At 74.6% G+C, this 21440-nt stretch carries 15 protein-coding genes and 1 pseudogene; 6 read left to right on the forward strand and 10 right to left on the reverse strand.

Annotated elements, in window-relative coordinates; all coding sequences use genetic code 11:
- The first annotated feature begins 16 nt into the window (after nt 1–16).
- On the forward strand, nt 17–1426 hold the full coding sequence (locus ACOJUI_RS14155; protein ID WP_422115580.1) for a beta-N-acetylhexosaminidase: 1410 nt from the start codon (nt 17–19) through the stop codon (nt 1424–1426).
- A 1-nt stretch (nt 1427) separates the two neighbouring features.
- Nucleotides 1428–2033 (forward strand): LytR C-terminal domain-containing protein, encoded by a 606-nt coding sequence (locus ACOJUI_RS14160; RefSeq protein WP_422115581.1) that lies wholly within the window; start codon nt 1428–1430, stop codon nt 2031–2033.
- Nucleotides 2034–2071: 38 nt separating this feature from the next.
- On the opposite strand, the gene ACOJUI_RS14165 is transcribed toward ACOJUI_RS14160, so the two are convergent.
- Nucleotides 2072–4036 carry an Ig-like domain-containing protein gene (locus tag ACOJUI_RS14165; RefSeq protein WP_422115582.1) on the reverse strand — a complete coding sequence of 655 codons (1965 nt, stop codon included), beginning with the start codon at nt 4034–4036 and terminating at the stop codon, nt 2072–2074.
- A 76-nt stretch (nt 4037–4112) separates the two neighbouring features.
- Between ACOJUI_RS14165 and ACOJUI_RS14170 the strand changes: the two genes are divergently transcribed.
- On the forward strand, nt 4113–5618 hold the full coding sequence (locus ACOJUI_RS14170) for a maltokinase N-terminal cap-like domain-containing protein (RefSeq protein ID WP_422115583.1): 1506 nt from the start codon (nt 4113–4115) through the stop codon (nt 5616–5618).
- On the opposite strand, the gene ACOJUI_RS14175 is transcribed toward ACOJUI_RS14170, so the two are convergent.
- From ACOJUI_RS14175 to ACOJUI_RS14205, 7 genes are all read right to left on the reverse strand, one after another.
- Nucleotides 5584–6093, reverse strand: a complete 510-nt coding sequence (locus tag ACOJUI_RS14175; RefSeq protein ID WP_422115584.1) for a hypothetical protein — start codon at nt 6091–6093, stop codon at nt 5584–5586. The two genes, ACOJUI_RS14170 and ACOJUI_RS14175, sit on opposite strands and share 35 nt — an antisense overlap.
- A 140-nt stretch (nt 6094–6233) precedes the next feature.
- Complete coding sequence (locus tag ACOJUI_RS14180) at nt 6234–9632, reverse strand: ATP-binding protein (RefSeq protein WP_422115585.1); 3399 nt, start codon at nt 9630–9632, stop codon at nt 6234–6236.
- Nucleotides 9633–9660: 28 nt separating this feature from the next.
- Nucleotides 9661–11514 carry an SIP domain-containing protein gene (locus tag ACOJUI_RS14185; RefSeq protein ID WP_422115586.1) on the reverse strand — a complete coding sequence of 618 codons (1854 nt, stop codon included), beginning with the start codon at nt 11512–11514 and terminating at the stop codon, nt 9661–9663.
- Between the two features lie 7 nt (nt 11515–11521).
- A complete protein-coding gene (locus ACOJUI_RS14190) occupies nt 11522–12550 on the reverse strand; it encodes a FecCD family ABC transporter permease (protein WP_422115587.1) in 1029 nt (342 codons plus the stop codon).
- Complete coding sequence (locus ACOJUI_RS14195; RefSeq protein ID WP_422115588.1) at nt 12547–13542, reverse strand: FecCD family ABC transporter permease; 996 nt, start codon at nt 13540–13542, stop codon at nt 12547–12549. Before ACOJUI_RS14195 ends, ACOJUI_RS14190 begins: the two co-directional genes overlap by 4 nt.
- Nucleotides 13543–13551: 9 nt before the next feature.
- Complete coding sequence (locus ACOJUI_RS14200) at nt 13552–14598, reverse strand: ABC transporter substrate-binding protein (protein WP_422115589.1); 1047 nt, start codon at nt 14596–14598, stop codon at nt 13552–13554.
- A gap of 154 nt (nt 14599–14752) precedes the next feature.
- The gene (locus ACOJUI_RS14205; protein WP_422115590.1) at nt 14753–15439 is read right to left on the reverse strand and encodes a DUF4194 domain-containing protein; all 687 of its coding nucleotides are present in this window, start codon (nt 15437–15439) and stop codon (nt 14753–14755) included.
- 167 nt (nt 15440–15606) lie between these two features.
- On the opposite strand from ACOJUI_RS14205, the gene ACOJUI_RS14210 reads away from it, so the two are divergent.
- On the forward strand, nt 15607–16260 hold the full coding sequence (locus ACOJUI_RS14210; protein ID WP_422115591.1) for a hypothetical protein: 654 nt from the start codon (nt 15607–15609) through the stop codon (nt 16258–16260).
- Nucleotides 16261–16348: 88 nt separating this feature from the next.
- Complete coding sequence (locus ACOJUI_RS14215; RefSeq protein WP_422115592.1) at nt 16349–16756, forward strand: MGMT family protein; 408 nt, start codon at nt 16349–16351, stop codon at nt 16754–16756.
- On the opposite strand, the gene ACOJUI_RS14220 is transcribed toward ACOJUI_RS14215, so the two are convergent.
- Complete coding sequence (locus tag ACOJUI_RS14220) at nt 16726–17514, reverse strand: DUF3375 family protein (protein WP_422117675.1); 789 nt, start codon at nt 17512–17514, stop codon at nt 16726–16728. The two genes, ACOJUI_RS14215 and ACOJUI_RS14220, sit on opposite strands and share 31 nt — an antisense overlap.
- Before the next feature lie 79 nt (nt 17515–17593).
- Nucleotides 17594–18325 (reverse strand): annotated as a pseudogene (locus ACOJUI_RS14225) (DUF3375 family protein); the annotation flags it as partial.
- A gap of 71 nt (nt 18326–18396) precedes the next feature.
- Here ACOJUI_RS14225 and ACOJUI_RS14230 point away from each other — a divergent pair.
- Nucleotides 18397–21375, forward strand: a complete 2979-nt coding sequence (locus ACOJUI_RS14230) for a glycoside hydrolase family 2 TIM barrel-domain containing protein (protein ID WP_422115593.1) — start codon at nt 18397–18399, stop codon at nt 21373–21375.
- The last annotated feature ends 65 nt before the right edge of the window (nt 21376–21440 follow it).

The following is a 21440-nucleotide window of genomic DNA, read 5'->3' on the forward strand; positions in this document are numbered from 1 at the left end:
CGTCCCAGGAGACCCCATGCCCGATCCCATCGCCCTCGTCCCGCTGCCCCGGTCGGTCATCTGGTCGGAGGGGACGTGGGAGACCAGCGATCCCTGGGAGGGTCTCTCCGTCGGCCTCAACGATGCGCTGCTGCCCAGCGAGTACACGCTGTCGATCTCGCCCGAGGGCGCCGCGCTGAGCGCGGGCAGCGAGGCCGCGCTGGCCGACGGCCGCAACACCTTCGCCCAGATCGTCACCGGCGCGGTCGGCTCGATCCCGTGCGTGACGATCTCCGACCGGCCCCAGCACGCCTGGCGGGGCGTGATGCTGGACGTGGCCCGCCACTTCCAGCCCGTGGCGGAGATCGAGACCTTCATCGATGCGATGGCCCTGCACCGCCTGAACGTGCTGCACCTCCATCTCACCGACGACCAGGGCTGGCGGATCGAGATCAAGGGCTACCCGCGGCTGACCGAGGTCGGCGCCTGGCGCGAGCAGACCCTCGTGGGCCATCTCAGCGGCGACGAGGGCAGCTGGACCTTCGACGGCACCCCCCACGGCGGCTACTACACCCAGCAGGAGCTCACGGAGCTGGTGGAGTACGCGCGCCGCCGCGGCGTCATGATCGTGCCCGAGGTGGACCTGCCCGGCCACATGCAGGCCGCGATCGCCGCCTACCCGGAGCTCGGCAACGCCCCCGAGCAGAAGCTCGGCGTGCGCGAGGTCTGGGGCATCTCCGACCACGTCCTCGGCGTCTCCGACGAGGTCTTCGACTTCCTGCGCGATGTGCTCACCCAGGTGGCGGGCATCTTCCCGGCCCCCTACGTCCACATCGGCGGCGACGAGTGCCCGACCGTCGAGTGGGAGCGGTCCGCGGCCGCCCGCGCCCGGGTCAACGAGTGGGGACTGACCCGCATCTCCGAGATCCAGGGGCACTTCACGCAGTTCGCCTCCGCGGTGCTCGCCGAGCACGGCAAGCGGGTCATCGCCTGGGACGAGGTGCTCGAGACGCACCTGCCCGACGACACCATCGTCATGAACTGGCGCAGCGCCGCCGGCGTGGCGGAGGCGGTCGAGCGCGGCTTCCAGACCGTGATCGCCAGCAGCGACCACACCTACTTCGACTTCTACCAGGCCGATCCGGAGGGCGAGCCGCTCGCGATCGGCGGCCTGACCACCCTCCAGGACGTCTACACGGCCGAGCTGGTCCCCGCCGGGCTCGGCGCGGACCAGGAGAAGCTGGTGCTCGGCATCCAGGGCCAGCTCTGGAGCGAGTACCTGCCCACCGCCGCGGCCGTCCAGTACATGGCCTTCCCCCGGCTCTGCGCCCTCGCCGAGCGGGCCTGGGGCTCCCCGCAGCAGAGCTGGCAGGAGTTCGAGGAGCGTCTGCGCGCCCACCTGCCCCGGCTGGACGCCTTCGGCATCCGCTACCGCCCGCTCGACTGAGATGTCCTCCTCGCACCGCGACGCCCGCCCCTACGGCCGCCCCGTCGACGACCTCCGCAGCCGCGATCAGCGCCTGCGGCGCTCCCGGCGGCGGCGCGCGGTCCAGCTGGCGATCCTGGGCGTGCTCTGCCTCGCCCTGGTCGTGGTCGGGGTGCTCGCGGTGCGGGAGCTGCAGAAGCCGGCCGCGGAGCCGGGCGTGATCGCCCCGAAGTCCCTGGGGGCGGATCCGGTGGCGCTGACCTGCCCGGAGCCCGGGGCGGTCCCGCTGCCCCCGGGCGAGGTCACGGTGACGGTGCTGAACGGCACCTCCCGCAGCGGACTGGCCGGGACGGTGTCCGCCGACCTGGTCGAGCGGGGCTTCGTGGCCGGCGGGACCGGCAACACCCGGCAGTCGACCGGCCCGGCCACCGTCGTGCACGGGCCCGACGGCTTCCTCGCGGCGCAGTCGGTGCGGGTGCAGATCCAGGGCGCGCAGCTGCGCCTGGAGGAGGGCCGCGAGGGGACCGCGGTGGACCTGCTGATCGGCGACGGCTTCACCGGCCTCGAGGAGGACTCGGTGGCCGCCGCGGCGCTCGCGGAGCCGGTGGAGACGCCGGAGGGCTGCTGAGCGCCTCGGCGCGCGCCCCTGCCCGCACCGGGCCCGGCTCAGTCCTCCCAGGCCCTGCGGTCGGCCTCCATCCGCAGTCCGATCCACAGCGACACCCCGCCGCCGAAGAGCAGCAGCAGGACGATGGTGGCGAAGACGATGGCGGTGCCCGGGACCGCCGGCATCAGCCCGACCAGCAGGCTGTTGATGCCGCTGACCTCCGTCGCCGGCTCCGATCCGGCCAGCAGGTCCGGGTCCACGTCGACCACGAGGCTCGCCCGCACCGGGATGTCCGCGCTGTCGCGCACGTGGTAGGTGATCGGCGTGGTCCGGCCGCGGAACCCCTCCTCCGGGGTGAAGGAGACCGCCCCGCTGGCGCCGACGGAGAACACGCCCTCACCGGGCATCACCAGGCGCGGACCGCGACCACCCGGGAGCTCGGCGACGTTCACGGCCGACAGGGAGCTGAGCTCGAGCGTCTCGGGCACCAGGGGCTGTGAGCCGCTGCCCGCGGTGTCGTTGCCCAGCACGTCCACGGAGACCTCCGCGGCCGGGGCGGTGCGGCCCTCGTCGTCCCGCAGGGTGGGGATGACCGGGGAGACGATCGCCTCGAAGGTGGCGCTGACCGGGTTGTCGGCGTAGACGCCCCGCGCGGTGATCCCCACCGGGGCGGCCCGGCCCATGAACCCCTCCAGCGGGGTCATCACCACCCGCTGGGACTCCACGTCGATCCTCCAGGTGCCCTCCTGCGGGACGGTGAGCTCGGTGCCGCCGGCGGCGAGCTCGGCCCCCTCCGGGAGGTCCTCCACCGCGAAGCGCAGCGTGTCCGAGCTGACGTCCCGGATGCCGGTGCCGAGATCGAACTGGACCTCGGTCCCGGGCGGCGCGGCCTGGGCGCGGTCCAGCAGGATGGGGTAGGCGGTGCTGAGCAGCGCGGTCGCGGCCCGCGCCCCCTCGCCGTCCCCGCCGGTGATCCCCATCGGCGCGGTCACCCGCACCTCGGCGCTCTCCGGCGTGAAGCGGACGGTGGCGTCGGTGCGGTCCAGCGCCCACGTGCCCTCCCCCGGCACCACGACGCGGGTGCCGTCCTCCGACAGCGCGGAGGAGCCCGCGTCGCCGAGGGGCTGCAGGCGCAGGGTCGCCGGGTCGACGTACTGCTGGCCCTCCGCGACCACGAACAGGATCTCCTCGCCGAAGGGCGCGGACCAGTCGAGGTCCGAGATGATCGGGACGGTGAGCGTGACCTGCGCGGCCCGCACCACGGCGCCCTCGTCGTCCTCCACCACCACCCGGACCGGGTCCAGCTGCCGCCCCAGTCCCGGGGTCGACGGGGTGTGGGTCAGCGTCGTGCCGTCGGCCGAGAGCTGCCACAGGCCCTGGTCCGGGACGGTGGCCCGGCTGCCGTCGGCGACCACGGTGGAGCCGGCCGGCAGCAGCGCCAGATCCAGGCGCACCCGGCCTCCCTGGGGCGGGTCCGCCCCGAGCGGGATGGCGGTGACCTCCCCCGCCGAACCGTGCTGGGAGACCTGCTCGAGCTCGAGCTGCGCGGGGGTGAGCACGATGGGCAGGGAGCGGGGGCCGGCATGGGCGGCGACGGTCAGGGCGATCGGGGTGAGGGCCGGGTCGGCCCCGGCCAGCGGGGTGAACACCAGGTCGCGGCCGATCAGGGACCAGGTCCCCTCCTCCTCCACCGTGATCGACAGGGCGTCGCGCTCGAGCTCCATCCCCTGCCGCAGGGCGGGATCGAGGTCCTGGGGCACGGTCAGCCGGGTGGAGTCGAGGTCGACCTGGGCCTCGAGCTCGTCCTGGACCAGGGACTCGAGGGGGATGCGGGTGACCGAGCGGGGCACCAGCTGCAGGGTCTCGGTCTCCGCGGGGAAGGGGAACGGCCCGTCCTCGCCGAGCGCGGCGGCGGGGACCGCGAGGGAGAGGGCGACCGCCCCGGCCGCGGCGAGGGCGGCAAGGCGCGCGACCAGCTTCCGCGGGTTCGCGCGCGGACGGGGTCGCGGCGACGGCTCGGGCACCGGCCCAGCCTAGCAACGTCGGCCGCGGACCGACCGGACCTGCCGTGACGGCCATCACCGACCGTAGAGTGGCGCCATGGACGAGACGCCCACGCCCGCCAGCTCCCTTGCTGCTTCCTCCCTGCCGCCCCCCGGCGGCTCCCCGGCCACCGCCCCGGTCCTCGACGTGACCGCCCTGCCGCCGCTGGGCGAGGTGCTCGAGCAGCTCACGGGGCAGCTCGCGGCCTGGATGCCCGCGCAGCGCTGGTACGCCCACCGCGGCGCCGGTGCCCCCCGGATCGCGGTGCGGGGCTGGGCCCCGCTGCGGGTGGCCCCGGACCATGTGGTCGTGCTGGCCGTCGTCGCGGCGGTCCTCGAGCGCGGGGACGAGGCGCTGTACCAGGTGCCGCTGGTGCTGCGGCATCCCGGTGTCGGAGCCCCCGCCGGTGCCCGCGATGCCGGCTCCGAGGTGGGGGTGCTCGCCGTGCCCGGTGGTCCGCTCCGCGCCGACGACGCCACCCGCGACGCCGACGGCCGGGCCGCGCTGGTGGCGACCCTCGTCTCCGGGGAGGGAGCGGTGGGCCCCTCGCTGAGCCTCGCCTCCCGACGGACCCTCCCCGACGCCCCGCTGCCGCTGGGCCGGGCCATGCGCAGCCGGATGCTGAGCGGGGAGCAGTCCAACACCTCCCTGATCGTCGAGACCGAGGGCGCCTCGCCGCTGATCGTCAAGCTGTTCCGGGTGCTGCAGGACGGCGAGAACCCCGACGTGGTGCTGCAGGGGGCGCTGACCGCCGCCGGGAGCACCCGGGTGCCGGCGGTGGTGGGCTCGGCGACCGTGCGGGTGGGCGCGCTGCGCACCCACTCCCTGGTGGCCCAGGAGTTCCTGCCCGGGGTCGAGGACGCCTGGCGGCTCGCCCTGGGCCTGGCCGTGGCGGGAGAGGACTTCACCGCCGCGGCCCGCGAGCTGGGCGCCGCGGTGGCCGAGGTGCACCGGGACCTGGCCGGCGCCTTCGGCACCGTCGCCGCCGATGCCGCGGTGGTCCAGGAGATGGTCGCCCAGATGCGCCGGCGCGCCGAGCAGATCATCGCCGAGGTGCCCGAGGTCGGCGCCCACCGGGAGGCGCTCGAGGCGCTGCTGGACGCCGCCGCGCAGGTGCGCTGGCCCGCCATGCAGCGCATCCACGGCGACCTCCACCTGGGGCAGGTGCTGCGGGTGCCCGAGCGCGGCTGGGTGCTGCTGGACTTCGAGGGCGAGCCGCTGCGGCCGCTGGCCCAGCGCAGCCTCCCCGACTCCCCGCTGCGGGATGCGGCCGGGATGCTGCGCAGCCTCGACTACGTGGCCGGCGCCGTCGCCCTCGAGCACGACGCCGACGCCGGGCCCTGGGCGGCCGCGGCGCGGGAGGCCTTCCTGGCCGGCTACGCGGAAGGCGCGGGCTGGGGCGACGAGCGGGCGGCGATGCAGGTCCTGCTGGACGCCTTCGAGGCCGACAAGGCCGTCTACGAGGCCCTGTACGAGGCCCGCCACCGCCCGGACTGGCTCTCGATCCCGCTGGCCGCCCTCGAGCGGATCAGCGCGCGGGGCGCGGCGGCGCCGCGGGGCTGAGCGGGCCGGTGGTGGGCAGCGGCCGCGAGGAGGCGGGCAGGAACGGGGCGCTGACGGCGCGCACGGCCACCCGCACCCCGATCACCACCTCGAGCAGGTCCCCGCTCCCGTCCGACCAGGTGGCGTCGGCGATCCCGTGACGGTGCCGGGTGGAGCGGGGCCGCAGGCCGTGGGCGGCGGCGACGGCGTGCACGGCCTCGATCAGGTGCTGGGCGCCGCCCACGGTGGTCCGGGGTGTCCCGGCGCTGGCCAGCAGGGCGCTGACATGGCACAGGGTCTGCACCCCGCGCCAGGAGTTCCCGGAGGAGCGGTCGCGCTCGGGCCGGTGGTCCGCGAAGCGGAGCAGACCGGGCTGGGTCTCGAGCAGGGCGGCGGTCACCGCGCCGAGCAGCTCGCGGATGCGGCGATGGGTCTCGTCCTGGCCGGGGATCCGGTCGGGGATCCGGTCGAGGCCGTCGACCCTCGCAGCTGACACCGAGCGCACCCCTCACCGATCTCGCCGCCACCGGGGCGGCGTGCTGCTGTCCGCCGGGCCGCGACGGTCGGGGATCAGGGTACCGAGCCGGAGCGCGGCTGCCGATGGGGAGAACTCCCCATGCCCGGCGGGCCCCGCGGTCAGTCCGCGGCCGGCACGAACTCCACCGGCGCCACCGAGGAGAAGCGGTCCTGCCGGATCGAGACCACCCCGACGCCGCCGATGAACGGGGCCAGGGCCTGCGGGTTCTTGCCCGGGTTGGCGAGGATGACCTGGAAGCCGAAGTGGCGGAAGGACTCCATGGCGGCGGTGATGAACTTGCCGGCGCCCTTGGAGAAGGCCTCGTCGATGATGATCGGGGCGTAGCGCGGCACCTCCTGGCCGGTGCCGGCGAGCTGGTAGCGCAGCGCCGCGGCGAGGCAGAAGGTGGCCAGGCGCTCGTTCTGGCCGCCGGAGAGCGGGCCGCCGGACTCGTGGGCGTGGACCACCGTGCCCTCCGCGTCGACCTCCTCGGCGTGGAAGTGCACGTGCCGGCGCACGTCCAGGATCACCCGCGAGACCTGGTCGTCGCGGGTGCGGGCGGCGCCGATCATGTCCATCAGGTGGCGCAGGGACAGGAAGCGCTCCTCGGCCAGGTCCCGGTCGCGGCTGATGTCGTTCAGCGCGGTGTCGGCCACGGCGTCCTCGAGGGCGCGCCGGAACTCGTCGAGGGCGGCGAGGTGGACCGGCCGCATCGACAGCTGCAGGTAGCGACCGGAGTGGAACTCGACCTGGGCGAGCAGGGTGTTGATGCGCTGCAGGCGCTTGCGGATCTCGGCGGGCTCGCGAGCGATGGCGGTGGCCAGGGCCTGCACGTCGCCGAGGGTGTTGCCGGTGAAGAACTCGAAGAAGCGGTCCTCGACCTCGGGCAGCTTCTCCTCCTCGATCCGCTGCAGGATCGCGAGGTAGTCCTCGACGCCCTCGAGGGTGGGGGCGGTGTCGCCGGCCTGGGCGGGCCAGCGCCTCGAGAACTCGCGCATCACGGTGCGCATGTCCTCCTCGGCGCGGGAGGTGCGCCGGGTGAGGTCCATCAGCTCCGCGTCCAGCGTCGCCGAGGCATCCTTGGTGACCCGGTCGATGGTGGACAGCACCAGGCTGGGCGCGATCGCCCGGAAGCGCTCGGCCAGCTCCGCCTCGACCTCGGGGTCCAGGGCGGACCGGGCGATGCGCTGCTGCGCCGCCGCGAGGCGCTCCTGCGCCCGCTCCGCCTGCTCGGCGAGCTTGCCGGCGGTGCGCACCACCTCGAGCAGCTCCTCGTCGCTGCCGGCGATGGACTGCTCGACGTCGTCGATCTGGCGGGCCAGCTCGGTGAGCGCGGCCGAGCCGTCCTCCGCGGCGCGCACCATGTCCCGCAGGTTCGCCACCCGCCGCGCGACCGAGGCGGCGTCGATGTCGTCCCAGGTGACGGCACTGATCGCCTGGAGCGCGAAGAGGCGCTCGCGGCGCCGCTCCCGCTCCGCCTCGACGTCCCGGCGGCGGGCCTGGGCCTCGAACAGGGCCTGCTCGGCGCGGGTGCGCTCGGACTCGAACACGGCCCGCTTGGCACGGTTGTCGAAGCCGAGCACCCACTGGGAGCGGTCGTTGATCTGCCGGTCCGCGTTCTTCTCGTGCCGGGTGGCGGAGTGCTTGATCTGCCCGGAGCGCAGCACCGCGCGCTGCAGACGGGTGAACTCCTCGAGGGTCTCCGCGCAGGTGTAGTCCATGCGGGAGGCGATCTCGTGGCCCAGCCAGACGTGGAACTCGCCGTCCTTGACCTCGAGCTTCGCGGCCAGGGACCGCGCGTCGATGGTCCTGGCCGGTCGGCGCAGGTCGGTGTTGACGCGGTTGTAGGAGATCCGCCGCCGCAGCCGGGTGCGGTCGATGACCCCGGCGACCTCGCGGTAGATGCGGTCGGGGACCAGGATCGAGCGGGCCAGGCCGCGCAGCGCCTGCTCGGCCGCCGCGGTCCACTCCTCCTCGCCGGCGCGCACCTGCAGCAGCTCGGCGGCGAAGGGCAGCTCGGTGGGGGCGATGCCCACCTCGGCGGCGATGTGGTCCCGCAGGGCGATGTCCTCGGAGTGCAGGTTCGAGGCGCGGGAGGTCAGCGAGGCCAGCTCCTCGCGGGTGCGGGACAGCAGCTCCCCCAGCTCCCGCACCTTCGCCTCGGCCTCCCAGCGGGCGGCGTCGGACCCCTGCTCCTCCTCCTCGAGGGCCTCGCGCAGGGCCGCCACCTCGCGCTGCAGGGCCAGGAACATGTCCTCCCCGGCGGGGGTGCGCAGCTCGACCGTGGCCAGCTGCGCGGCGAACTCGGTGCCGCGCTCGCGGCGCCGCTCGCGCTCCACCTCGAGCCCGGCGATCTGCTGCTTCCAGTCGTCGATCTCGCCGCCGCCGGCGCGGCGGCGCTGCTCCTTGAGCTGGGCGAGGTCCGAGCGGGCCTCGGCGACGTCCTGGGTGAGCCGGCGCTGCTGGGCCGCGAGCCGGTCCCGCTCGAGCTGGAGCCGCTCGGACTCGTCGCCGAGCAGCCGCACCAGGTGCTGGGCGGCGAACACGTCGATGTCGGCGCGGCGGTCGACCAGCTCGCCGCCGCGGGCGCGCATCGCGCTCCAGCTCTGGTGGGTCTCGCGCAGTCCGCGCAGGAGGTCGCGCTGCTCGCGGGCGGTCACCAGGGCCTCGTAGACCTCGGAGAGGTTGTGGAAGTTGGCCAGCGCCTGGTCGGCGAGGTCGAAGGTGCGCGGGGCGTCGAGCATGTAGTCGCGCAGCAGGGCGTTGACGTCGCCGAGCTCCTTGGCGGACTGGATCTTGTGGAGCAGGCCGAGCGCCTTCTCGTCCGGGATGCCCAGCAGCTGGCTGAAGGCGGCCCGGTACTCGCGGAACTGGCGGAAGGTCTGGGTGCCGGGATGGGCGGCCTCGAGCGCCTTGCCCTCGATCTGGGTGGAGACGAACTGGCGCAGGTCGGTGACGTCCAGCGGGGTGCGGGAGATGACGTACAGGCTCTTGACGTCCGAGTCGGCGGTGTGGCCGGCGTGCAGCAGGAACAGCCGGGAGAGCTGGACGGTGCCGCCTCTCCCGTCGGCGTAGCGCAGCGTCACCACCGACAGCGTGGTCCGCTCGCGCAGCACCTCCTGGCTGAACTCGCCGGTGGCCTGGTCGTAGTGCATCGCCCAGGCGCCGCGCACGTAGCTGGCCACGGTGCGGCGGTACTTGGAGCGGTTCGGGCCGGCGTCGGAGGCGGCGGCGTTGAACTGCAGGGTGCGCGGCGGGGTCAGCAGGGCGCTGATCGCGTCGAGCAGGGTGGACTTGCCGGTGCCGGGACCGCCGGTGAGGAAGTACCCCTTGGGCGAGATCCTCAGGTCGTGGGTGCCGTGGAAGGTGCCCCAGTTGGAGACCTGCACGGCGACCAGCCGCCACTGCCCGGGATGGGGGTGCTCGGGGTCGGTCGCGCGCGCGGATCCCGGGGCGTCGGTGGAGGGCACGCCCGGCAGGTCGAGCCCGTCCTGGGCGGTGTCGGTCACGGAGGTCACCCGTAGAGGGTACCCAGTGGGGGCGGGCTCAGTTCTCGGGCCGGCCGGCGCGCCAGTACCCCATGAAGGAGACCTGCGCCCGGTCCAGGCCCAGCTCGGTGACCAGGTGGCGGCGCAGCGCCTTGATCACCCCGGCCTCCCCGGCGAGCCAGGCGTAGAAGGTGCCGTGGCCGGTGGCGGTCTCCCACAGGATGGTCTCGTCGACGTCGACGTCCACGAGGGCGGCCCCGCCCCCGCCCACCGCGCCGGCGTCGGGCCGGAACGCCTGCGCGTTCTCGCTCATCAGGCGCCGCACCGCGGCGTCCAGCAGCTGCCCGTGGGGGCGGCCGGCGCGGGGCAGCCAGGTCACCTCCACCCCGGAGCGGGTCAGCAGCTGCTGCTGGTCGGCGACGTCGGGCACCTCGATCACGGCGTGGCCGCCGATGCTCGCGGGCAGGGCCTCGAGGATGGCGCCGATCGCGGGCAGGGCGGTCTCGTCGCCCACCAGCAGGACGGTGCGGGCGCTGCCGGGGCGGAACTCGATCCCGCCGTAGTCGGGGCCCACCAGGTGCCGGTTGGGGCCGAGCATCGAGAGGGTGTCGCCCACCTGGGCCCCGAGCGCCCAGCGGGCCGCGACGCCCTGACCGGGCCGGGGCTCGGGGTCGAGGTGGAGCACCATGTCGACGTCGATCTCGGGATGCTCGGTGCGGTTGCCCGGATGCCCGGCGGCGCGGGCCTCCCGCACGGTGTAGGTGCGCATCCAGCCGCGGTCGGCGGGGTCGATCTGCAGCCAGCTGCGGTACCAGTCGGTGTGGGTGGCGGGGTCGAGGAGGGCGCCCGGGCGCACCGCGGCGAAGTGGTCGGCGCTCGGGGTGGGGCCGGGGACGATGAGCTTGATCCGCAGGTCCAGCGGGTGGGAGTTGGTGCCGAAGTGCACCAGGTCGGGCCCGGCGAAGGTGAGGCGCACCAGCGAGGCGCCGAGCGGCGCCCTGGCCACGACGGTGAGCTCGAAGGCGAGCATCGGGCTGTGTTCGAGGGCCGGGACCAGCTCGGCGGCCTCGGCCTGGGGCGCGGCGGTGGCGGTCATGGCGTCCTCCTGGTGGTGGTGGGGTCGGGCGGGGCGGTCGCGGCCCAGCGGCAGCACCATCGGGGTGCCGGTGACCGGGTCGGGGGCGATATGGGCGTCGAGGGCGAAGACCTCGTGGGCCATCTGCTCGGTGATCACCTCGGCCGGGGTGCCCTGGGAGTGGATCTCCCCGGCGCGCACGGCCACCAGGTGGTCGGCGTACCGGGCCGCGAGGTGGAGGTCGTGCAGGACGATGCCGACGGTGGTGCCGCGCTGATGGTTCAGGTCGCGCACCACGTCGAGCACCTCGAGCTGGTGGGTGACGTCGAGGAAGGTGGTGGGCTCGTCCAGCAGCAGCACCTCGGTCTGCTGGGCCAGCGCCATCGCGATCCAGACCCGCTGGCGCTGTCCGCCGGAGAGCTCCTCGAGCAGCCGGTCCTGCAGGGTGTCGGTGCGGGTGGCGGCCAGGGCGTCGGCCACGGCCTGCTCGTCCTGCGCGCTCCACTGCGGGAACAGGCCCTGGTGGGGGAAGCGTCCGCGGGTGACGAGCTCGCGCACGGTGACGCCGTCGGGGGCGATCGGGGACTGCGGGAGCAGGCCCAGCCGGCGCGCGAGGTCCTTGCCGCGCAGGCTGTGCAGGTCGCGGCCGTCCAGCAGCACCTGGCCGCTGCGGGGCGGCAGCAGGCGGGAGAGCCCGCGCAGGAGGGTCGACTTCCCGCTGCCGTTGGCGCCGACGATGATGGTGACCTTGCCCTCCGGCAGGGTCAGGCTGAGGTCGTGGACGATCTCCCGGCGGTCGTACGCCAGGTGCAGGTGCTGGGCTTCGATGCGGGCCATGGGCCGATCACCTTCCGGTTCCGGAGGTCGTGGAGCGAGTGAGCATCCACAGCAGGAAGGGTGCGCCGAGCGCACCGGTGATGACGCCGGCGGGGAGCTCGACCTCGGGCAGCAGGTTCTGGCCGAGGATGTCCGCGCCGAGCACGAGCACCGCGCCCACCACGGCGGCCATCGGGAAGCTGGGCCGGCCCATCAGCATCCGCGCGAGCGGCCCGGCCAGGAAGGCGACGAAGGACAGCGGGCCGGTGACCGCCACGGTGAGCGCGCACAGGATCACCGCGACCATGATCAGGCTGATCCGGGTGCGGGGCACGGGCAGGCCGAGGCTGGTGGCCGTGTCGTCGCCGAGCTGCAGGATCCGCAGCCGGGCCACCAGCAGGGCGAGGGCCGGGACCAGCAGGGCCAGTGCGAGAGCCAGCACCGTCACCCGCTCCCAGGTGGAGGTGGACAGCGAGCCGACCATCCAGTGCATGACGTCCCCGGCGGCCTGCAGGTCCAGCCGGGTCAGGACGTAGGAGATGAGGGCGCTGAGCGCCGCGGCGACGCCGATGCCCACCAGCACGAAGCGGTTGTCGACGGCCCCGGCGGCGCCGCGCCGGCCGGTCCCGGCCACGGCCAGGATCAGGACGGCGGTGAGCAGCCCGCCCAGCAGGGCGAACCAGAACAGGGCCCTCCCGTCGGCCCCCAGGTAGGCCATCGCCAGGACCGCGCCGGCCGAGGCGCCGAGGGTCACCCCGATCACGTCGGGGCTCGCCAGCGGGTTGCGCAGGAGGGTCTGGAAGACGGTGCCGGAGAGACCGAAGGCGATGCCCGCGAGGATCGCGACCACCGCGGTGGGCAGGCGGTTCTCCAGGACGATGAAGGAGATGCCGGGGATCGTCTCCCCGCCCAGCACCCGCAGCGCCGCCTCCGGCGCCACCATCGGGGTGCCCACCAGGACGCGCACGGCGGTGAGGCCGATGCCGAGCAGCACCACGATCACCGCCGGCAGCGCGGCGGCGCGGCGGCGGGGACGCGGCAGGCGCGGGGCGCTCACAGGCCCACCTGCCGGCGCGCCCGGATCAGCGCCACGAAGACGGGCACCCCGATCAGGGCGGTCATCACCCCGACCTGCACCTCGGCGGGCGGGGAGAGCACCCGGCCGACGGTGTCGGCGACCAGGATCAGCACCGGTCCGCCGAGCAGGCACAGCGGCACGATGCGGCGGTAGTCGCCGCCGCCGACGAGGCGGGCGGCATGGGGCACCACCAGGCCCAGGAAGCCGATCGGTCCGGCCAGCGCCACCGCGGCCCCGCACAGCAGGATGATGGCCACGCCGAGCACCACCCGCGCCCGGCCCACCTCCACGCCCAGGCCGACGGCCGCGTCGTCGCCCAGGGCCAGCGCGTTGAGCACCCCGGTGCAGCGGAGGATCACCACGGCCCCGGCCAGCATGAAGGCGCCGACCAGGGCGACGTCGCCCAGGCTGCGGGCGCCGAGGGTGCCGACCTGCCAGAACCGCAGCCGGTCCAGCGTGGAGTCGTCGATCATCACCAGCGCGTTGATCACCGAGCCGAGGCCCGCGGTGATCGCGGCGCCCGCCAGCGCCAGCTTGACGGGGGTGGCGCCCTCCCGGCCCACGGAGGCGATCGCGTAGACCGCGACCGTGCCGAGCGCCGCGCCCAGCAGGGCCAGCGCCATGAACTGCGGCACCCGGGAGACGTCGGCCGCGAACACGCCGATCACCACGGCGGTGCTGGCGCCGGCGTTGATGCCGAGGATGCCGGGGTCCGCCAGGGGGTTGCGGGTCATTCCCTGCATGGCGGCGCCGGCCACGGCCAGCGCCGCGCCGACCGCGATCCCGGCCACCGTGCGCTGCAGGCGGGAGCGGATCACGACGTGATCGGCCAGGCCGCCGTCGTACGCCGTCAGGGCGTCCCACACGATCGCCGAGGACACGGTGCGGGCCCCGATCATCAGCGAGAGCAGACCCGCGGCCCCCAGGGCGAGGAGGCCGCCGGTCAGGGCGAGGGCGGTGGTCCGGGGCACCGGGGCCCGTCAGCTCGCCACGCGCTCGGCGACCTCGATGATCGAGGGCACGACGTTCTCGATCGCCCAGGGCAGGCTGAGGGCGCTGGCGGCGGAGATCGACAGCGTCGTGTGGTCGTCGTCCGTGATCACGACGCCGCCGGAGGCGACCGCGGGGATCTGCGCGAACAGCTCGTTGGCCTGGAGGTCCTCGACGGTGACGCCCGCCTCTCCCCAGGTGTAGAAGAGGTCGGAGACCAGCTCGTCGGCGCGCTCGGCGGACCAGTCGACGTAGAAGCTGTCGGCCCCGCCGGCGTTCTCGGCGACCACCTCGGCCGGGCTCATGCCGAGCGCGGTGAAGAACCGCGGGCGGGTGTCCTCGCCGACGTAGAGCGCGATCGAGTTGTCGGCCAGGCCCAGGGTCCCGGCGATGAAGGTGCTGCCGGCGACCGCCGGGTTCTGCTCGCCGACGGCGGCGAGGTCGGCCTCGACCTGCGCGATGAGGCTCTCGGCCTCCTCGTCTCGGCCGGTGGCGGCGGCCACCGCGGTCAGCGCCTCCTGCCAGGAGGTGGTGTAGTTCGCGGCGATCGGGCCGATGGTGGGGGCGATCTTCGACAGCTGCGTGTACTCCTCCTCGGTGAGGCCGGAGTAGGCGGCGACGATCAGGTCGGGGGTGAGGGCGGCGATCTCGTCGAGGTTCACGCCGTCGGTCTCGTCGTACTGGGTGGGGGCGCCCTCGCCGCCCCAGGCCGCGCCGAGCTCCGCGAGCTTCTCGTCGATCCAGTCGGTCGAGCCATTGTCGTTGCCGCCCCAGGTCACGGTGGGCATCCCCACCGGGACGATGCCGAGCGCGAGCGCGGAGTCCGCGTTGACCCAGGAGACGGTGGCGATGCGGGCGGGCTCGGCCTCGAGCACGGTCTGCCCGTAGAGGTGGGTGATGGTCACGGGGTAGGCGCCCGCCCCCGCGCCGCCGCCGGCAGCAGGGGCGTCGGCGGACTCCTCGGCGGCGCCGCCGCAGGCGGCGAGGGCGGGCACGGCGAGCGCGGACAGCACGAGTGCACGGCGGCTGAGCGTCATGAGGGTCCTTCTGGAGATGAGCGCCCCGACGGGGCTTAGGTGAGCCTCACCTTATTCCGCAACGCCCGGCGTGCACAATCGCCCGACGTGTGGGCCACGCCACCCTCGGGGCCGGCGACGACCGCTCGGTCGAGCCCCGGCGCCGGAGCCGCCCTCAGCCGGGGACGGGGGCGCTGCCCTCCGCGCTCTCCCCGTCAGCGGGGTCGGCGGGGTCCTCGAGCCCGCCCACGCCGGCCTGCCGGTACAGGGCGATGAACTCGCGCGCAGTGTCCGGACCGATCATGAGGCGCAGCACCGGGGAGACCTCGTAGTCGGCGCCCTGCTCGTCGAGCAGACCGGCGCGCTGGATCTTCGCGATCGAGGCGCGCACCTCCTTGGCGAAGCCTGCCTCGTCGGTCGAGGTGGTCCGCCGGTAGGCGGCGAGCGCCTGCTGGAGCTCGGCCTCCGAGACCACGGTGCGCTGGCCGCGGGAGGACTGGGTCAGCAGCATCTGGCGCAGGACCAGCAGCAGCACCGAGTCCAGCCGGTTCATGCCGGTCAGTCGGCGCAGCAGCTTGGGGGCGTCGGGGTCCTCCTCGCTCTGGCGCACGAAGGCGACCTGGGCGTCGTCGTCCACGACCAGCTCGAGGAAGAGGTCGGCCAGGCGGGCCTCGATCGCGGCGCGGTCCCGCAGCAGCTGGGCGTAGCGCGCGTCGTCGCGCCGGCCGTCGAGGAAGGGACCCTGGAGGAGGTGGACCAGCACCCGGCGGGACTCGTCCACGAGCGCGGCGCCGGGCAGGGACGGCAGGTCCTCGTCGGGGCCCGGGAGGTCCTCGAGATCGGTGCGGGGGGCTGTGCTCATCACGGGGCCCTACCCTACCGGCGCGGGAGGGACGGTCCCCGGTGTCCGATCTGCGGCTTTCGGTGTCGTTCGCCGCCGGGCGCCTCCCGGTCATGATGGAATCTCCTCGTCAGCCGAATCACCCTCGCTCCGTCCCGCCCGGAGGAGCCGACCGCTAGGAGCCGACCATGCAGAGCTCGAACCTGCCCCTCATCATCGGAATCGCCCTGCTCGTGCTGGTCCTCGTGATCGTCCTGATCATGCTGGGGATGCGCGCCTCGAAGCGTCGCAAGGCGCAGCAGGAGGAGGCCGACCGGCAGCGCGCCGCGCAGCTGCGGGAGGAGGCCGCCCAGCAGGAGCTGGCCGTGCAGGAGCACGACCTGAAGGCGCGCGAGTCCGCGATCGACGCCGATCGGGTCCGCCTGGAGGCGGAGAAGAAGGCCCGCGAGGCCGAGCAGGAGCGCCTCGACGCCGAGCGCCGTCGCGCCGAGGTCGAGCAGGAGCGCGAGGAGGTCGAGCGCGAGCGCAGCGCCGTCCAGGAGCGTCTGGCCGAGGCCGACCGCCTCGACCCCGGCGCCGCCGACCAGCAGTCCGCCGGCTCCGACACCGACCGCGCCGCTGCCGACCGCACCGACGCCGCCGGCACCTCCGACGCCGAGGACCCCCGCGGCCGCGGGGCGATCGCGAGCGGCGCCGACGAGGTCAGCGGCACCGGAGCGACCGCCGCCACGCCGGCCGGCGACGCCCCTCGCCCCGTGCACGGCCGTCGCGCGGCGCGCCCCGAGCAGGACGGCACCACGCCCGCCGGCACCGAGCCGGACGGCACCGAGCACCGCGGCTGAGCGCCGCCCGTCGCTCCCCCGCGGCCCGGGACCCGACGAGGGTCCCGGGCCGCGGTGCGTCGGGCCGGCCCGTGCCAGACTGGCGCCCATGGCCGCCGACCGCCCCCGTGCCCGCATGGACGACGTGACCGTCGAGCGGGTGCTGCGCGTGGTCGAGGCGATCCCGCCGGGACGCGTGGCGGCCTACGGCGAGATCGGGGCGATCGTCGGCGTCGGCCCCCGCCTGGTCGGCCGCATCCTGCGCACCTGGGGCGCGGGCGTGCCCTGGTGGCGGGTCACGAACGCCGCCGGTGACCACCCCCTGCTGGCCCGGGCGCTGCCCCACTGGGACGCCGAGGGGATCACCCTGAAGCCCACCGGTCGGGGCTGTCGGATGGCGCAGTTCGGCGCGGACCTCGACGCCCTCGCCGCGGAGGCCGAGCGCGCCTGCGCGGATCTGGGCCCGGCGCCGGACGTCACCCGGGATCAGTCGACCGGCACGTCCTCCAGGAAGTAGAAGGCGGGGATCCGGGCGGCGTAGTCCCTGCCGTCCAGCTCCCGCCAGCTGACGATCTCGGTGGAGCCCTCGCGGGCCCGGGCGTGGTTGGTGGCCAGGAACATCAGTCCGATCACGCTGGCCAGGCCCTGATCGGCCGGCCGCTCGCGCAGCACGTCGCCGATCGAGGCCTGTCCCGAGCGGCCGCGCACCTGGTTGACGCTCCCGGTCAGGCCCACGATGTCGATGTCATGGGTGCGCACCAGGTCCTCGAGCACCTCGATGCCCAGGGCGGTGGCGTCATGCACCTCGGCCTCGGCCGGGGCGCCGGGATCGGTGGGATCCTTCAGCCGGTGCTGGGACACGGAGGAGATCAGCACCCGGGACAGGTCCAGCTCGAGCGGGAACGGCGCGCGGGTGGGGACCTCGTCCTTCTGGGCGAGTGCGAGACCCTGCGCCTCCTGCAGCGCCTCGAGCAGCACCCGGTGCTGCCGGAAGTCCTGCGAGCGCACGAAGCGGGCCAGCGAGCGGTACAGCTCGGTCTTGACGTCCAGCACCTCCTGGGCGGGCTCGTAGAGGTCGCTGAACACATTGGCCAGCCGCTCGCGCTCGTCACGGTCCAGGCTCCGGGCGAAGTCCCGCTCCAGCAGCCGGTCCACCAGCTCCTGCGCGGTGCGGGTCTGGGCCGGGTCGTTGAGCATCCGGAAGAAGGCGGTGAAGGTGCGGCCGACACTCGACTGGCCCAGCAGGTCGTCCCCGGCCAGCAGCTGCTCGAGGATCTCCCCGCGCGAGGTCTCCGGGGGAGAGGATCTGCTCGCGCAGGTGCAGGTCGACGGCGCGCAGGTCCTCGCGGTACTGGAGGAAGTCGCCGGACAGCTCCGCGGCGATCTGCAGGATGTCCCGCAGCCGGTCGGTGGAGGCCTCGGCGCTGGGGACCACCGGCTCGCCCTGCGAGAGCTCCCGGATCTCGGCCTCGATGCGCTCCCGGCGGCGCTGCAGATCGGCCAGGCGCGCGTCGCGGTCGGTCTCGGTCTCCTGCGCGAGGTGCTCGAACTGCTGGACCACCAGCTGCAGGCGGGACTCGGTGGTGGTGGGCCGGTGCTCCTCGAGGGAGGCGATGAACTCGACCGCGTCGATCGTCGCCGGCGAGGGCTCGAAGGTGGTCTCGGTGCGCTGCGTGTCGTCGCGGCGGGTCAGGTACCCCTCGCGCACCCAGGCGTCGACGTACTCGGCGGCGGTGCGACCCCCGCGGGCCTCGTCCGGCCCGCCCGTCTCCTCCGCCGCGACCGGTTCGTCGTCGTGCAGCAGCGAGAGGTGGGCGCCCACACGGGCCACCAGCTCGCTGCGGGGCAGCCGACGGTCCCCGGCCGGGAACGTGGCCTGCAGGATCGCGAGCACGGCGGGCGCCTTGGTGGCCGCCAGCAGGCGCCAGGTGCTGGCCCGGCGCAGCTGCTCGTAGGCCTCCTTGCGCGCGGACACGGCGTCGCTGCGGCGGTCGGTCCACCGGTTCGGCTCGCTCAGGGTCACGGGGAGGGAGTCTAGCCCTGCGGGGTGCCCCCGCCGGCGGCTCCGCGCCCCGGCGGTGCGCATCCACCGCCGTCCCGCGGGCCGGGTAGCCTGGCACCGGGAACGTTCACGAACTCGCCGAGGAGATCTGCCGGATGACCACCGCCCTGCCCCCCACCGATCCGTCCGACCGCTGGTGGGAGGCGCTGCCCGCCGGGAAGAACCGGCTGCGCGGCCGCGCCCATCTGCGCACCGACGCCCCCGAACTGTCCCTCGACGGCAGCTGGGACTTCCGCTACGGCACCCGCGCCGACGGCTCCGACCTCGGTGAGGTCGGGCGGATCGAGGTGCCGGGCCTGTGGCAGTTCCAGGGCCATGGCGCCCCGCAGTACACGAACGTCATCTACCCGATCCCGCGCGACGTCCCCCACGTCCCGGACGAGAACCCCACCGGGCACTACTCCCGCCCGCTCGCGGTCCCCGAGGAGTGGGCGCAGGACCTGGCCTCCGGGGCGCGGCTGCTGCTGCGCTTCCAGGGCGTCGACTCCGCGGCGAAGATCTGGATCGACGGCGCGGAGATCGGGGTGACCGCCGGCTCCCGGCTGACCCAGGAGTTCGACGTCACCGAGGCCCTCTCCGCCCCCGGCGAGCACCGCCTGGACGTGCGGGTGGTGCAGTGGTCGGTCAACACCTACGTCGAGGACCAGGACATGTGGTGGGCCTCGGGGATCTTCCGCAGCGTGGACCTGCTGCTGCGGCCCGTCGGCGGCCTCCACGACCTGGTCAGCGTCACCGACTTCGATCCGGCCAGCGGCCGCGGCACGCTGCAGGTGAGCGCCTACGACAGGGACGGCGCCCCGGTCGCGGCGAGGCTCGAGGTGCCCGCGCTGGGCCTCTCGGCGAGCGCCGACGGCTCCGTGCTCGAGGTGGGCACGGTGCGGCCGTGGTCCGCGGAGGACCCGCAGCTGTACGACGCGACCGTCTCCACCGGCGCCGAGACCGTCTCGCTGCGGCTGGGCTTCCGCCGCGTCGAGGTCGACGGGGAGATCTTCCGCATCAACGGGGAGCGGATCGTCTTCCGCGGCGTGAACCGCCACGAGGCGGACCCCGTGGTCGGGCGCACCCAGCACCTGGGGAACCAGGACCTCGACGTCGCGCTCATGAAGCAGCACAACCTCAACGCCGTGCGCACCTCCCACTACCCGCCCCATCAGCGGTTCCTCGACCTGTGCGACGAGGCCGGGCTGTACGTGATCTGCGAGGGCGACTTCGAGACCCACGGCTTCCACGCCGACTCCACCTGGGGCGAGGACGGCACCGGGGCCGCCGAGGGGCCCGCGCAGAACCCGCTGTTCGAGCAGTCGCTGATCGAGCGCACCGACCGCTTCGTGCGGCGGGACCGCCACCACCCCTCGATCGTGATGTGGTCGATCGGGAACGAGGCCGCCAGCGGTCCGGTCACCGAGGCGATGGTCGCGCAGGTGCGCGAGACCGACCCCACCCGCCCGGTGATCTACGAGCAGGACTACTCCGCCTCCTACGTGGACGTGTTCTCGCTGATGTACTCCTCGATCGAGGAGAGCGAGCAGATCGGCCGACGCGCGCTGAGCCCCGAGTACCAGGACAAGCTCACGGCGATGCTGCGCAGCTTCGCGCTCGAGGTGCCGGACGGCGCCTTCGCGAACCCGCCGGCGCTGTCCAAGCCGTTCCTGTGGATCGAGTACGCCCACGCGATGGGCAACGGCGCCGGCTCCCTGAAGGAGTACATGGAGCTCACCGAGCGCTACCCCGCCCTGCACGGCGGCTTCATTTGGGAGTGGATCGACCACGGCCTGGAGACCACCGACGCCGAGGGCAACCGGATCTACGGCTACGGCGGCGACTTCGGCGAGCGCCTCCACGACGGGAACTTCGTGGCCGACGGGCTGGTGCTGCCCGATCGCACGCCCTCACCGGCGCTGCTGGACGCCAAGCACCACTACTCCCCCGTCGGCCTCGTCGTCTCGGCGGGCTCCGCCCGGCTGACCAACCGCTACGCCTTCAGCGACCTCGGCCACCTGCGGGCGGAGGTGTCGCTGGACGCCCAGGCGAGCTGGCAGGAGCTCGAGCTGCCGCCGCTGGCACCGGGCCGGAGCACCGAGCTCGCCCTGCCGGGCGGCGACCACGCCGCCGTCACCGTGCGCCTGCTGACCCGGCAGGCCCAGGGCCCGGTGCCCGCCGGCCACGAGGTCGTCGCCGCCTCCCACGTCGATGCGGACCGCCTGCGCGCCGCGGTGGAGGTGACGGGGACGGCCCCCGCCTCCCCGCGCCCCGCGGCCGACGGCGGCTGGACGCTGGGCCCGGCCCGCTTCGACGACCTGGGCCGCCTGGTGGGCCTCGGCGAGCTGGAGGTCGAGAGCGCGGGCGTGGACCTGTACCGCGCCCCGGTCGACAACGAGCGCGCCCGCACCCGCTACCCGCTCGAGGCGCGGTGGAGGCGGATCGGGCTCGACGTCGCGCGGCGCCGGCTGCAGGAGCTGCGGACCGAGGGCGAGGCGCTGGTGGTGCGCTCGCGGATCGGTCTGGACGGCTCGGCGCTCGGCGCCGATGTGCTCGAGCGCTGGCGCGGCGACGGCGACGGCGTCGAGGTGGAGGTGACCGTGACCCCGGTCGACTTCTGGCCCACCGACCTGCCGCTGCCCCGGATCGGCTGGACCTTCGCCCTGCCCTCCGCGCCGGACCGGGTCGAGTACGAGGGCTTCGGCCCGCACGAGTCCTATCCGGACACCGGGGGCGGCACCACCTTCGCCCGTCGCACCGCCGCGCTCGCCGAGCTGCAGGTGCCGTACGTCTTCCCGCAGGAGAACGGCAACCGCGCCGGGGTGGTGCGGGCGGTGCTGAGCGGGCCGAGCGCTCCCGCCCTGGAGCTGCGGGCCCCCGAGGGTCTGGGGCTCGCGGTGCGCCCCTGGTCCACGGCCGAGCTCGATCGACGCGCGCACGACGGGGCGCTGCGCCCCGACGGACGCACCTGGGTCACGCTCTCGGCGGCGCTGCAGGGCGTGGGCTCGGCGGCCTGCGGCCCGGCGCCCCTGCCGCAGTACGTGCTAGGCGCCCGCGAGCAGAGCTTCCGCTTCCGTCTCGCCCCCCGCGCCTGACCGCGCCGACGCCCCTTCGCCGGCGGTGATGCCGGTGCCGATACGCTGGGAGGGGCGTCAGCGTG

The sequence above is a fragment of the Brachybacterium sp. UNK5269 genome (genome assembly GCF_049266655.1).
Taxonomy (GTDB): Bacteria; Actinomycetota; Actinomycetes; order Actinomycetales; family Dermabacteraceae; genus Brachybacterium.